The organism is Serratia fonticola (assembly GCF_001006005.1).
Lineage (GTDB): Bacteria > Pseudomonadota > Gammaproteobacteria > Enterobacterales > Enterobacteriaceae > Chania > Chania fonticola.
This window is the reverse complement of record NZ_CP011254.1, coordinates 3,582,757-3,596,099: the sequence shown is the minus strand read 5'-3', so window position 1 is coordinate 3,596,099 and position 13,343 is coordinate 3,582,757. Positions and strand designations below refer to the sequence as shown.

Annotated in this window: 14 protein-coding genes and 1 riboswitch; of the genes, 3 read left to right on the top strand and 11 right to left on the bottom strand. The window is 56.3% G+C overall.

Annotated elements, in window-relative coordinates:
* Positions 1-73: 73 nt before the first annotated feature.
* The 5 genes from moaE to moaA form a co-directional block, all read right to left on the bottom strand.
* On the bottom strand, positions 74-526 hold the full coding sequence (gene moaE, locus WN53_RS16055; RefSeq protein ID WP_024483107.1) for a molybdopterin synthase catalytic subunit MoaE: 453 nt from the start codon (positions 524-526) through the stop codon (positions 74-76).
* Between the two features lie 2 nt (positions 527-528).
* Positions 529-774, bottom strand: a complete 246-nt coding sequence (gene moaD / locus WN53_RS16050) for a molybdopterin synthase sulfur carrier subunit (RefSeq protein WP_024483108.1) — start codon at positions 772-774, stop codon at positions 529-531.
* The gene (moaC, locus tag WN53_RS16045; protein WP_021180397.1) at positions 771-1,250 is read right to left on the bottom strand and encodes a cyclic pyranopterin monophosphate synthase MoaC; all 480 of its coding nucleotides are present in this window, start codon (positions 1,248-1,250) and stop codon (positions 771-773) included. Before moaC ends, moaD begins: the two co-directional genes overlap by 4 nt.
* Before the next feature lie 3 nt (positions 1,251-1,253).
* Entirely contained in the window at positions 1,254-1,766 is a 513-nt protein-coding gene (gene moaB / locus WN53_RS16040) for a molybdenum cofactor biosynthesis protein B (RefSeq protein WP_024483109.1), read from the bottom strand.
* Between the two features lie 79 nt (positions 1,767-1,845).
* Positions 1,846-2,829 (bottom strand): GTP 3',8-cyclase MoaA, encoded by a 984-nt coding sequence (moaA, locus tag WN53_RS16035; protein ID WP_021180395.1) that lies wholly within the window; start codon positions 2,827-2,829, stop codon positions 1,846-1,848.
* A riboswitch (molybdenum cofactor riboswitch) is annotated at positions 2,820-2,962 on the bottom strand. Its footprint overlaps the gene before it by 10 nt.
* Positions 2,963-3,225: 263 nt before the next feature.
* On the opposite strand from moaA, the gene WN53_RS16025 reads away from it, so the two are divergent.
* Positions 3,226-4,143, top strand: coding sequence for a gluconeogenesis factor YvcK family protein (locus WN53_RS16025; RefSeq protein WP_024483111.1), 918 nt, complete (start codon positions 3,226-3,228; stop codon positions 4,141-4,143).
* Here WN53_RS16025 and WN53_RS16020 read toward each other — a convergent pair.
* Both WN53_RS16020 and uvrB read right to left on the bottom strand, forming a co-directional pair.
* Positions 4,140-4,385, bottom strand: coding sequence for a VF530 family protein (locus tag WN53_RS16020; protein WP_021180393.1), 246 nt, complete (start codon positions 4,383-4,385; stop codon positions 4,140-4,142). The two genes, WN53_RS16025 and WN53_RS16020, sit on opposite strands and share 4 nt — an antisense overlap.
* A gap of 102 nt (positions 4,386-4,487) precedes the next feature.
* Positions 4,488-6,500 carry an excinuclease ABC subunit UvrB gene (gene uvrB, locus WN53_RS16015; protein WP_024483112.1) on the bottom strand — a complete coding sequence of 671 codons (2,013 nt, stop codon included), beginning with the start codon at positions 6,498-6,500 and terminating at the stop codon, positions 4,488-4,490.
* Between the two features lie 1,065 nt (positions 6,501-7,565).
* On the opposite strand from uvrB, the gene WN53_RS16010 reads away from it, so the two are divergent.
* Positions 7,566-8,276: an ABC transporter ATP-binding protein gene (locus tag WN53_RS16010; protein ID WP_024483113.1), complete on the top strand. Its 711-nt coding sequence runs from the start codon at positions 7,566-7,568 to the stop codon at positions 8,274-8,276.
* A 26-nt stretch (positions 8,277-8,302) separates the two neighbouring features.
* On the opposite strand, the gene bioD is transcribed toward WN53_RS16010, so the two are convergent.
* The 4 genes from bioD to bioB are packed head-to-tail and all read right to left on the bottom strand — an operon-like array spanning position 8,303 to position 11,915.
* Entirely contained in the window at positions 8,303-8,983 is a 681-nt protein-coding gene (gene bioD / locus WN53_RS16005; RefSeq protein WP_024483114.1) for a dethiobiotin synthase, read from the bottom strand.
* Positions 8,976-9,743, bottom strand: a complete 768-nt coding sequence (gene bioC / locus WN53_RS16000) for a malonyl-ACP O-methyltransferase BioC (RefSeq protein WP_024483115.1) — start codon at positions 9,741-9,743, stop codon at positions 8,976-8,978. The genes bioD and bioC overlap by 8 nt, the downstream gene beginning before the upstream one ends.
* Positions 9,727-10,878 (bottom strand): 8-amino-7-oxononanoate synthase, encoded by a 1,152-nt coding sequence (bioF, locus tag WN53_RS15995; protein ID WP_024483116.1) that lies wholly within the window; start codon positions 10,876-10,878, stop codon positions 9,727-9,729. The genes bioC and bioF overlap by 17 nt, the downstream gene beginning before the upstream one ends.
* The gene (gene bioB / locus WN53_RS15990) at positions 10,878-11,915 is read right to left on the bottom strand and encodes a biotin synthase BioB (RefSeq protein ID WP_024483117.1); all 1,038 of its coding nucleotides are present in this window, start codon (positions 11,913-11,915) and stop codon (positions 10,878-10,880) included. Before bioB ends, bioF begins: the two co-directional genes overlap by 1 nt.
* 91 nt (positions 11,916-12,006) lie before the next feature.
* Here bioB and bioA point away from each other — a divergent pair, with 91 nt between their 5' ends.
* Positions 12,007-13,281 carry an adenosylmethionine--8-amino-7-oxononanoate transaminase gene (gene bioA / locus WN53_RS15985; RefSeq protein ID WP_024483118.1) on the top strand — a complete coding sequence of 425 codons (1,275 nt, stop codon included), beginning with the start codon at positions 12,007-12,009 and terminating at the stop codon, positions 13,279-13,281.
* Positions 13,282-13,343: the final 62 nt, after the last annotated feature.

Below are 13,343 nucleotides of genomic sequence, written 5' to 3'. Positions count from 1 at the left end.
AATAAGCGTACCACAGAAAACACCGCGCGAAACGGACAAAGGTATTGATTTATTTCCGCTGTTGAGGCGGTATTTACCAACGCTTGGCGGCTTGTTTATCCGTATCGCGAGCTTCTACCCAGCGCTCCCCCTGCCCGGTCGCCTCACGCTTCCAGAAGGGAGCTCGGGTTTTCAGATAATCCATAATAAATTGTGCCGCCTCGAAAGCCATGCTGCGGTGGGCGCTGGTCACGCCGACAAACACAATTTCATCACCAGGGAAGAGATCACCGATGCGATGGATCACCGTTGCCCGCTGCAATGGCCAACGGGATCGCGCTTCTGCAACGATCTCTTCAAGGGCTTTTTCAGTCATGCCAGGGTAATGCTCCAACGACAAGGCACTGACGTCATCCCCCAAATTGTGATTGCGTACCTTGCCGGTAAAAGTCACCACTGCGCCATCATCATCACACTGTGCCAGCCACTGGTATTCTTCACCTACGCTAAAAGTTGCCTGGCCAACGCGGATACGAGTATTTTCCACTGTTAACCTCCGGTTACCGGTGGAAAGAAAGCCACTTCATCACCGGCTTGCAGCTGATGCTCGGCGGCCACCAGCGATTGGTTGACCGCCGTCAGCAATTTACCGGGCTCCAGCGCCAGCGCCCAACGATCGCCACGCTCGCACAGCGATTTACGCAGCTCTTCAACCGTTAGGTACTGTGCTGGCAGGCTCAGCGTGCTGGTGCCGACCAGTTCACGTACCTGCGCGAAAAACAGAATAGTGATCATAATTCCACCTTAAAATCACCGGACTTGCCGCCGCTTTTTGCCAGCAGCCGCACCGGGCCAATTACCATATCTTTCTGCACCGCTTTGCACATGTCGTAGATGGTGAGCGCGGCCACCGAAGCGGCAGTCAACGCCTCCATTTCAACCCCGGTTTTACCGGTCAAACGGCAGCAGGTTTCGATACGCACGCGGTTAAATTCCGGCTGCGCTTCGAGCTGTACTTCCACCTTGCTTAACATCAACGGATGGCAAAGAGGGATCAGTTCCCAGGTGCGCTTCGCCGCTTGAATTCCAGCAATACGCGCCGTGGCGAATACGTCGCCTTTATGGTGGCTGCCGTCGATAATCATCGCCAGCGTTGCCGCCTGCATTTCAACAAAAGCCTCGGCACGGGCTTCACGTACCGTCTCCGCTTTGGCAGAGACATCGACCATATGGGCCTCGCCAGCGGCGTTAATGTGGGTTAGCTGCGTCATGGATTATTTCTTTAAATGAGGTAAGAAGTTGCACGGGCGATGGCGCGCGTCCAGTTGTTCTTCAATAATGCGTTCCCAAGCGGTACGGCAGGCTCGGGTGGAACCCGGCATGGCGAAGATCACCGTCTGGTTGGCAATACCGGCCAGAGCACGGGACTGAATGGTCGCGGTGCCGATCTCTTCGTATGACACCATACGGAACAGTTCGCCGAACCCTTCCACTTCGCGGTCAAACAGCGGCAATAGCGCTTCTGGCGTATTGTCCCCAGAGGTAAAGCCGGTGCCGCCGTTAATCAACACGGCCTGCACGTCATCGCTGGCAATCCATGCGGAAACCTGCGCACGGATCTGATAAATATTGTCTTTGACCAAGGCACGTGCCACGACCTGATGGCCGGTTTCCTGCACGGCTTCTTGTAGATATTGCCCGGAGGTATCGTCCGCTGCAGTGCGGCGATCAGAAACGGTCAGAATGGCAATCCTGGCCGCAATAAATTCACTGCTGGTTTGGCTCATTGTGTGTTGTGCTCCTTATTGTCGATGGCCCCTCACCCTAACCCTCTCCTTTAGTGAGAGGGGACCGTTCGAGTTAAAGCTAGCCGCCGATAAACGATAAGTTCTGCGTGAGACCGCTATTGCCCTGATGCAGGAAGTGGGTCTGCTTTTTGGTTTGCAGCCCGCTTTGAATGCGCATTTTCAGCTGTTCCAACTGGCCGTCATCCGCCAGCAGATCGCGCAGGGTAATCCCTTGCTCACCAAACAGGCACAGATGCAGATTGCCGATGGCGGAAACCCGCAGGCGGTTGCAACTGGCACAGAAATCTTTTTCGTACGGCATGATCAGCCCTATCTCGCCCTGATAATCCGGGTGGCTGAATACCTGCGCCGGGCCATCGCTGCGGCCACGGACTTGGCGCTGCCAGCCCTGCTGCTCCAACTGCAGGCGGATCACTTCGCCAGATACATGGTGCTTGCGGAACAGATCGCTGCCATCGCCGGTTTCCATCAGTTCGATAAACCGCAGTTGGATTGGCCGATCCTTGATCCAGTTAAGGAAGCTGCCCAGTTGCTGGTGATTGACATCACGCATCAGCACCGCATTCACCTTCACCTTGCTGTAACCGGCGGTAAAGGCGGCATCGATGCCCTCCATCACCTGGCGGAACTTGTCCTGGCCGGTGATGGCATGAAACTGGCGCGCATCAAGGCTGTCTACGCTGACGTTAATCGCCGTGAGGCCCGCATCACGCCAACTGGCCACATCACGCGCCAGGCGGTAGCCATTGGTAGTCACGGCCAGGGTACGGATCGCTGGGTTTTCGCGTACGGCGGCAATGATGTCGGTAAAATCGCGGCGTAAAGAAGGCTCACCGCCGGTCAGGCGTACTTTTTCGGTACCCAGTTCGGCAAAGGCACGGCTGACGCGCCGAATTTCATCCAGAGAGAGGAAAGTCTTGGGGCTGCCGCTCGGTTTATAGCCATCCGGCAGACAGTAAGTGCAACGAAAGTTACACACGTCGGTGATCGACAGGCGCAAATAATAGAATTTGCGCTCAAAAGCATCAATGAGTTGCGGCACCTGTAACACCTTCCAAATACGGGAGATGCGAGCGTTTCCACTCTGCACCCTGGTGGCTGACATCGCCACGGCCAGGAGACCTTATCGCTCTAATGAACAACGTAGGTATCAAGGCTAGGAGTTTTGATCTCATTCCCACTACCTCAAGTAGCCGGAACAAAACCGTGGTTTTCCTGAGAATTCTAGCGCTAAACAGCCGCGATAGCCAATGTGGATTTACGCTATATACTTGTGTATACAGCGATTTTTCACCCTCTCAAGTCTTGATAACCATAATAAACAACCGTTACGCCAGCGAATTGACCAGAATCACGCAAATCGCACTCTTTATCGCGTTTTTGTGTCAAATCCGCTACTTTATGCAGGCAGTCTACCTACCCTGAGTTAAGGAATTTTATGCGTAACCGTACCCTGGCCGATCTTGATCGCGTCGTGGCACTAGGTGGTGGTCACGGTCTTGGCCGTGTGATGTCTTCGCTGTCGTCGTTGGGCTCTCGCCTGACCGGCATTGTGACCACTACCGATAACGGCGGTTCTACCGGCCGCATCCGCCGTTCTGAAGGCGGCATTGCCTGGGGTGACACCCGTAATTGCCTCAATCAGCTGATTACCGAGCCTAGCGTCGCCTCGGCGATGTTTGAATACCGTTTTAGCGGCAACGGCGAACTGGCGGGCCATAACCTGGGGAATCTGATGCTGAAAGCCTTGGATCACCTGAGCGTTCGCCCGCTGGAGGCGATCAATCTGGTGCGTAGTCTGCTAAAGATCGACGCGGCGCTGATCCCGATGTCGGAACAGCCGGTCGATCTGATGGCCCACGATCATGAGGGGCACCAGGTCTACGGTGAAGTCAATATCGATCAACTGAGGATCATGCCGCAAGAGCTGATGCTCTCCCCGCCGGTACACGCCACCCGCGAAGCGGTTGAAGCAATCGCGCAAGCCGATCTGATCCTGATCGGGCCAGGCAGTTTTCTTACCAGCCTGATGCCACTGTTGCTGCTTGAGGATCTGACTCAGGCCCTGCGCCGCAGTAGCGCCAATATGGTGTATATCGGTAACCTGGGCCGCGAGCTGAGCGTCGCCGCAGCCGCATTGACGCTGCAAGACAAACTGGCGCTGATGGAAGAGAAGATCGGCCGTAAAATGATTGACGCGGTGATCGTTGGCCCGGCGGTGGATACCAGCGCCATGCAGGATCGCATTGTGGTGCAACAACCGCTGGAAGCCAGCGATATCCCGTATCGCCACGATCGCCAACTATTACGCCAGGCGCTGGATACCGCGTTGGTGCAGCTAGCTAGCCGCGGTTAATCTTGACCCCGGAGCCAAGGATTATCGCTAACGCTGTCGATGTAGAGATCTTCCACCTGCTTGCGTGCCCACGGGGTGCGGCGCAAGAACTTGAGGCTGGATTTGATGCTCGGATCGCTGCTGAAGCAGTTGATGCGAATACGCTCTGCCAGCCCGTTCCAGCCATATTGGGCTACCAGCTTGTTCAGCAGTTGCTCCAGCGTAATGCCGTGTAACGGGTCTTTGGATGGGGTTGCGGTCATGGCGGCTACTCGTCTCAATACTTGGGGCGCACACCTTAATCAGCAAACGGGCGTACGGCAAGAAAATTTACCGGGGCGTGCATACCACGCCCCTTGGGTTCACTATGATAGCGCGATAAATTGCTCGCGCAGCTGGTGGATTTCATCACGCACCGCAGCGGCCTGCTCGAACTCCAGATTCTGTGCATGAGAATACATCTGTGCCTCCAACTCCTGGATTTTTTGCTCCAGCGCTTTGGGGGTGAGCAGTTGGTATTGCGCCGCACTCTCTGCCGCTTTGCCCTTCCCTTTGTGCTTGCCACGGCTGCTTGGTTGCCCAAGCTGCAGAATATCCGAAACCTTCTTGTTCAGGCCCTGAGGTACGATACCGTTGGCTTCGTTATGCGCCTGCTGCTTGGCACGGCGGCGTTCCGTTTCGCCGATCGCCTTGGCCATGGAATCGGTGATCCTGTCGCCATACAGGATCGCTTTACCGTTGAGGTTACGCGCCGCTCGGCCAATGGTCTGGATCAGTGAACGCTCAGAACGCAGGAACCCTTCCTTGTCTGCGTCCAGGATCGCTACCAGCGACACCTCTGGCATGTCCAGGCCTTCCCTTAACAGGTTGATGCCCACCAGCACGTCAAACTCACCCAGGCGCAAATCACGGATGATTTCGACACGTTCTACCGTATCAATGTCCGAGTGCAGATAACGCACCCGCTCCCCGTGTTCTTCCAGATATTCCGTCAGGTCTTCTGCCATGCGTTTGGTCAACGTGGTGACCAGTACGCGCTCGTTGATGGCAACGCGCTTGCGGATCTCGGAAAGCAGATCGTCCACCTGAGTGGTGACCGGACGCACTTCCACGATCGGATCCAGCAGGCCGGTTGGGCGCACCACCTGATCGATAATATCGCTGCCGGATTTCTCCAGCTCATATTTGCCCGGCGTGGCGGATACGTAGATGGTCTGCGGTGCCGCAGCGGCAAACTCTTCAAAACGCATCGGCCGGTTATCCAGCGCCGAAGGCAGACGGAAGCCGTACTCCACCAGCGTCTCTTTACGCGAGCGGTCACCTTTGAACATGCCGCCAATCTGCGGGATGGTGACGTGGGATTCATCTACCACCAGCAATCCGTCTGCTGGCAGGTAGTCAAACAGGGTTGGCGGTGGCTCGCCCTCACCGCGCCCGGAAAGATAGCGCGAGTAGTTTTCGATACCGGAGCAGTAACCCAACTCGTTCATCATCTCCAGATCGAACTGGGTACGCTGCGTCAACCGCTGCTCTTCCAACAGCTTGTTGTTTTCCAGCAGCACTTTGCGCCGCTGGGCCAGTTCCACCTTGATCTCTTCCATCGCCTGCACGATACGTTCACGCGGGGTAACGTAGTGAGATTTGGGATAGATGGTAAAGCGTGGCACCACCTGCTCAATCTGGCCGGTTAGCGGATCGAACAGGGACAGGCGTTCGACCTCTTCGTCAAACAGCTCAACGCGCAGCGCCAACTCGTCCGATTCCGCCGGGAAAATGTCGATCACTTCGCCACGTACGCGGAAGGTGGCACGCTGGAAGGCCTGATCGTTGCGGGTATATTGCAGCTCGGCCAGACGGCGCAGGATCGAACGCTGATCGATGATCATGCCCTTAGTCAGGTGCAGCATCATTTTCAGGTACAGATCCGGATCGCCCAGGCCGTAGATCGCAGAAACCGAAGCCACCACCACTACGTCACGCCGCTCCAGCAGCGCTTTGGTGGCCGACAGACGCATCTGCTCGATATGTTCGTTGACCGAAGCATCTTTCTCGATAAAGGTATCGGAGCTAGGTACATAGGCTTCTGGCTGGTAGTAATCGTAGTAGGAGACAAAATATTCCACCGCATTCTCGGGAAAGAACTCTTTCATCTCGCCATACAGCTGTGCCGCCAGGGTCTTGTTGGGCGCCAGCACCATGGTGGGCCGGTTGAGATCGGCAATCACATTGGCGATGGTAAAGGTTTTACCCGAGCCGGTCACCCCCAGCAGCGTTTGGTGCGCCAGGCCGTCTTCCAGGCCCTCTTCCAGCTTTTGGATGGCTTGCGGCTGATCGCCGGCCGGTTTGAATTCGGAATGCAGTTTGAAATGTTTGCTCATATCCCCATCATCTTTCAGGTTTGCGGCCAGGCGGTAGCGGCCTAATTATGGAAAGACCGGAAGATTTCCGCCAGTGCCCATGATACTGGATATAAAACCAGCTTCAAGCGGATTTACGCTATTGCGTCCGTTAACGGAGCGCGAACGCACCGGCAAGGTGACAATACCATGACATTTTTATTGTCAATCACCCTGTTATCCCCAGATTGCGTCACGAATTAACTTTTGGCCGTGATTTCGCTGAAAAACCGCCCATCGGCACGTTAACGATATCCGTTGGCTTGATTTTAAATAACCTATTGATATTAAATTAATTTAATAAAAAGACGAGAATGCGGACAACCTGCGCACAACCCGCGCCCGCTCTCTGTTCACACCGCTTTTCTAAGTATAATGCACAAGGTTATCCACAGGAATAGTGGATAACTCTCACTACCCCACGGGGGACGGGAGTTGCGGAAAGAACGCTTTTCCCAATGAAACGTCAACGGAGCCGGTTTTTTAGTTATTTTTTTACAATAATTCTGCTTTGGTTATGCCGATTAATGCTAAAAGCCGTGATAACGAAAACACTCTTTTCGCTATTTTGCTTTTCAGGGGTTGCAAGTTGCGGCAACAACCTTTAGGGCTTGCACCAACAGCTTGCCATGCCGCACGCTAACGGTGCAAAAAACGCCCAAGTTAACCTTCTGGCCCTGGCAGAGCCCCCTGCGTACCGGGCCCAAATACAGTTAACAAAACAGTAACAAACCGTTTTTTTTGTTGCGCAACACCTGATGGCCTGGGAATTGCATTTCCTGATCCGGGGGCGTTACCTTGCAGAAGAACCGGCAAATTCTGGCGAAAACCGGCCACAGCCAGCTCGGTTATCTGCGGCGAAAAAGTTCATTGCATACCAAAAACCCCCCCTAGAGCCGCCAAACGACCGGTAGCGGCCATTTTCCAATTTTTAGCCTGAGCCGCGATTAGGGTAATCAGCACAGCATTTGCCACACCCGGGAGAGACACCGCTTGCTGCGGTCAACGTTATCCATACGTGAATATCGGTCTTGGAGGAGATGCCAAATGTTAAGCTTAAGGGCGGTAAACCAATATTATGGGCAACAGCATACGCTGTGGGATGTCAGCCTTGAGTTACCTCGTGGGCAATGCACCCTGTTGCTTGGCCGCAATGGAGTGGGCAAAACCACGCTGATCAATTGCATCATGGGACACCTGCCGATCGTCAGCGGCAGCATGACCTGGCAGTTGGCGGATGAGCCACCGCAAAACCTGTTGCCACAGCCGGTAGAAAACCGGGCATTACTGGGCATTGGTTACGTGCCACAAGGGCGGCAAATCTTTTCCCAACTGAGCGTAGAAGAGAACCTGCAGGTGGCCTTGCTGGCCGGGCGTGACAAGGTCCGCCGTATGCCCCCCATCATTTACAATCTGTTCCCCCGGCTGCAGGCGATGCGTATGCGCCGTGCGGGTGACCTGTGCCAAAGTGAGCAACAGCAGTTGGCATTAGGCCGCGCTTTGATGCTGGAACCGGAACTGCTGATCCTGGATGAACCCACCGCCGGTATGTCACCTTCCCTGGCGACGGAGATCGGCCAGGTGCTCCGTAAGCTGAATCAGGAGTTGGGCATGACCATTTTGCTGGTTGAGCACCAACTCCCCTTTGCCCGCCATCTGGCAGACCGCTTCTGTCTGATGGATAAAGGCCGTAGCGTGGCAAATGGTACACTGGGGCAGTTGGATGAAGGGCTGATTGATACCTATCTGACGGAGTGATTCTGGCCCCTCCGTGGGCCATCAGGTTAAGGGTTCAACCTGGTTAAATCGAGATACTGTCCCAGTGCCTGCTGCTCTACCTGCGGTAAATGTGGGATCTCGCCCAACAGGGGCGCGGGCAATAGGCGGCAAAGAGTGGCAAGGTACTCTTGATGTCGTTTTCCCGGCAGGGTGACGTCATTGGCGATCCAGCCTGCCAGAGTCAGACCTGACTGTTGGATCGCCAGCGCAGTCAATAGAGCATGATTGATGCAGCCCAGCTTGATGCCCACCACCAGGATCACCGGCAATTGCTCCTGCTGCACCCAGTCGGCAAAGGTTTCATGCTCAGAAAGCGGCGTAAACCAACCGCCTGCGCCCTCTACTAAAAGCCAGTCTGCACGTTGCTCAAGATGACGTAAACCAGTGGAAAGCCGTGTTAGCGAAATGGGCCGTCCTTCGGTCTGGCTGACGATATGCGGCGAGGTCGGTTCGGCAAAGGTGTAAGGGTTCACTACGGCGTAATCCAGCGCTACGCTGCTGTTTCTCTGCAGCAACAGCGCATCGCCGTTGCGCAACCCTTCATCGGTCATCTCACTACCTGACGCCACCGGTTTATAGCCAGCACAGCGCCATCCCGCCGCGCTGGCGGCCTGTAACAAGGCGCTGCTGGCCACGGTTTTACCCACTTCGGTGTCGGTTCCGGTAACGAACCAGCGCTTAATCACGATAAATCACTCCATAAACCAGATGATAACTGAGAGGAAACTGCCCGTCCCGGCAAGGATAAGCAGCCTGCAATGCGGCAAGCCGCTGGCGGGAAAGCAGGCCAGCCTCGCGCCCTTGGTGCAGATGAGTCGCACCGATGCCCTTTAGCGATCGCATCAGCGTCATCACGTCGGGATAACTGAGCGTTTGCCAATCGGCCGTAAGCTGGTGCCGATAGGGATGACAGGCGGCGGCGATGTTAGCTGGCGGCAGGAAGTCATTAACATGACGCTCGCCATCGACTTGCTGCCAGGCGTCGCCTAACTCGTGTAAAGCCCCTTGTGCCAAAGTAGAAAACAGGATCAGTCCACCGGGCCGCGTCACCCGATACAACTCAGCCAACGCCAGAGGCAGATCGCTGCACCACTGCACCACCAGGCTGCTAAAACAGATATCCACCGAGGCGGTCGGCAAAGGGATGTGTTCGATATCCCCCAGCAGATAGCGATCCGCCGCTTGCTGCTGGCGGGCAAAAGCCAGCATGCCCGGAGCCAGATCCAGCGCGCTGACCTGCTTGCCCAGCTCGCGCCAGCGACGGCTGAAATAGCCCGTGCCGCAACCGGCATCCAATACCTGTTGGCCAGGATGAGACAGTCCCATCCCCAGTAAGCGTTCACCAACCTCCCGTTGCAGCACCGCTGCGGTATCGTAACTCGTCGCTGCCCGGCTGAAGGCGGCGGCCACCGCCTGCTTGTTCACCGCATCAATGGCAGACGTCATGCAATACCTCCAACAAGCGATCGATATCCTGTGGCTGGTGTGCCGCAGTGAGCGTAATGCGTAACCGCGCGCCCCCCGGTGGTACCGTTGGTGGGCGGATGGCGCTGACCCACAATCCCTGCTCTCGCAGGCGCTGCGCCAAATCCAGCGCCTGTTGGTTATCCCCCACCAGCAACGGTTGGATAGCGGTATCCGACGCGGTTAGCGTTAACGGCAGACCCGCCAACCCGGCACGAAAATGCTGGATGTGTTTTTGCAGCCGACTACGTAGTTCATCCCCTTGCTGAATACAGCTTAACGCCGCTTGCAAGGCACAGGCTTGGGCGGGCGGCATCGCAGTGCTGTAAATCAGATGGCGGGCGAACTGCAGCAGATATTCCGCCAACGGTTCATCGCAGAGGATCGCCGCGCCGCTGACGCCGAATGCCTTGCCAAAGGTGGCGACCAACACCTCCGGGCGCACACCTTGCTGCCAGCAACTGCCGCGCCCCTGTTCGCCACGTACGCCAATGCCGTGCGCATCATCCACCATCAACCAGGCACCTGCCTGCTGCGTCAACCGATGTAGTTCGGTCAACGGTGCGCTATCACCGTCCATGCTGAACACCCCTTCGGTGATCGCCAACTGTTGGCCTGCACAGGTTTTTTGCAGCAAGGTGGCCAATGCCTGGGGCTGGTTATGCCGAAAGCGCCGCAGTTGTGCCGGTGAGTGAGTGGCCGCTTCCAATATAGAGGCGTGGCTGAGCTTATCCGCCAGAATGCGATCGTCGGCCTGCATCAGGGCAGCCAGCAATGCCTGATTGGCCGCGTAGCCGGAAATAAACAGCAACGCCCGCGGGTAGCCTAGCCACTCTGCCAGTTGCTGCTCGAGCTCATGATGAGCATGGCAAAAACCGGTGACGTGACCGGAACCGCCACTACCCACACCGTAGCGCTGTGCCCCCTGCTGCCAGGCGGCGATCACCTCAGGATGTTGGCTCAGGCCCAGATAGTCGTTACCGGAAAAATTCACATAGCGCTGACCGTCGAGTTGCAGATAGCGGCCATTACCGCCTTGATTCACCTGCCGTTGGCGATAAGCGGCTGCTCCTCGCCGCTCCTCCAGCGCCTGTTCGATCCGTTGCTGCCAGCTCATTACAGCGCCGCGTTGTAGAATTCGGCGGTATCGGCGTGCAGCAACTGCTCGGTGAGCACCTGCTGCTGCTGATTGTCACCCTGTTCGGTGGCGGTTTGCTGCGGATTCAGGCCCAGCTTGCGGAACAGTTGCAGATCCTTGTCCTCTTCCGGATTGGGCGTGGTCAGCAATTTGCAGCCATAGAAGATGGAGTTGGCCCCGGCCATAAAGCACATCGCCTGAGTCTGCTCGCTCATCTGTTCACGGCCTGCCGACAGGCGGACATAGGATGTCGGCATCATGATGCGGGCAATGGCAATGGTGCGGATAAAGTCGAACGGATCGACGTCGTCATTATCGGCCAATGGCGTACCTTTCACCTTCACCAGCATATTGATCGGCACGCTCTCCGGTGGCTTGGGCAGATTGGCCAGTTGCACCAACAGCCCAGCGCGGTCACGCACCGTTTCGCCCAGCCCGACAATCCCACCGGAGCACACTTTGATCCCGGCGTTACGCACCTTATCCAGGGTATCCAGACGTTCCTGATAGCTGCGAGTGGTGATGATGTTGCCGTAGAATTCCGGCGAGGTGTCCAGGTTATGGTTGTAATAATCCAGCCCCGCTTCGGCCAGCCGTTCTGCCTGCGCGCCATCCAGCGTGCCCAGCGTCATGCAGGTTTCCATTCCCATCGCCTTGACGCCCTGCACCATCTGTTGCAGATAAGGCATATCGCGCTCGTGCGGGTTTTTCCAGGCGGCCCCCATACAGAAACGGCTCGAACCGGCCGCTTTGGCCTTGCGCGCCGATTCCAGTACCTGTTCCACCTGCATCAGCCGCTCGGATTCCAGGCCGGTTTTGTAGCGCGAACTTTGCGGGCAGTACTTACAGTCTTCCGGGCAGGCACCGGTTTTGATCGACAGCAGCGTGCTGACCTGCACCTGTTGCGGATCAAAATGTTGGCGGTGAACGGTCTGTGCTTCGAACAGCAGTTCGAGTAGGGGTTTATCAAACAGGGCCTGGGCTTGCCCTACTGTCCAGTGAATGCGATCGGCCATTTACGGCGTCTCCAAAAGGGAAAAAAGTGTCGTCAGTGTAGAGTTTGCGATTATACTGTCAACCATTCTATTAAAATTTGGTTTACGGTTAATGTCTGTTTCTCCCTGCGATATTGAATTCGATCGACGCCACATCTGGCACCCTTACACCTCCATGACCCAGCCCTTGCCTTGCTATCCGGTGGTGTCCGCCAGCGGCGTCGAGCTGCAACTGGACGATGGCCGCCTGCTGGTGGATGGCATGTCTTCCTGGTGGGCGGCGATCCACGGTTACAATCATCCACAGTTGAATCAGGCAGCCGTACAGCAGTTGGAAAAAATGTCGCACGTGATGTTCGGTGGCATCACTCATCCCGCCGCTATTGAACTGTGTCGCAAGCTGGTAGCGATGACCCCGGAAGCTTTACAGTGCGTATTCCTGGCAGATTCTGGATCGGTGGCGGTCGAAGTGGCGTTAAAGATGGCGCTGCAATATTGGCAGGCCCGTGGTGAACGGCGGCAACGCATTCTGACCTTACGCCATGGCTATCACGGCGATACCTTTGGCGCGATGTCGGTCTGCGATCCGGACAACTCCATGCATAGCCTGTATCAGGGCTATTTGGCCACCCACCTGTTTGCCACTGCGCCGCAGTGCCGTTTTGACCAGCCTTGGGACGAACAGGACATTGTGCCGTTTGCCGAATTACTGGAGCAGCACGCCGGGGAAATAGCCGCGGTGATCCTGGAGCCGGTGGTGCAAGGAGCCGGTGGGATGCGGATCTATCATCCAACCTATCTGCAACGCGTGCGGGAGCTATGCGATCGCTACCAAATCCTGCTGATTGCCGACGAGATCGCCACCGGTTTTGGCCGCACTGGCAAACTGTTTGCCTGTAAACATGCCGACGTGGTGCCGGATATTCTTTGCCTGGGCAAAGCGCTAACCGGTGGCTATATGACCCTTTCCGCCACACTGACCACGCGCCACATAGCAGAAACGATCAGTAACGGGGCCGCAGGCTGCTTTATGCATGGGCCAACCTTTATGGGCAACCCGCTGGCCTGTGCCGTCGCCTGCGCCAGCCTGACCTTGCTGGAGGAAAATAGCTGGCAACATCAGGTCGCCGCTATTGAAACACAGCTTAAACAGCAACTCTTACCGCTGGTGGCATCACCCAAGGTGGCCGACGTGCGGGTGCTTGGGGCAATTGGCGTGGTGGAGATGCATCAGCCGGTGGATGTGGCGTTGCTGCAACGCGGATTTGTCGAACGCGGCGTGTGGATCCGGCCGTTCGGTAAACTGATCTACCTGATGCCGCCTTATATCATCACGCCAGAACAACTCACCCGGCTGACGGCGGCGATCGCCGCGGCGGTGGAGTAACGGTTTTAAGGTTGTATTGTGGCGGCAAACCGATCTAGCTTAGGGGTTCGGTATTTTAGACA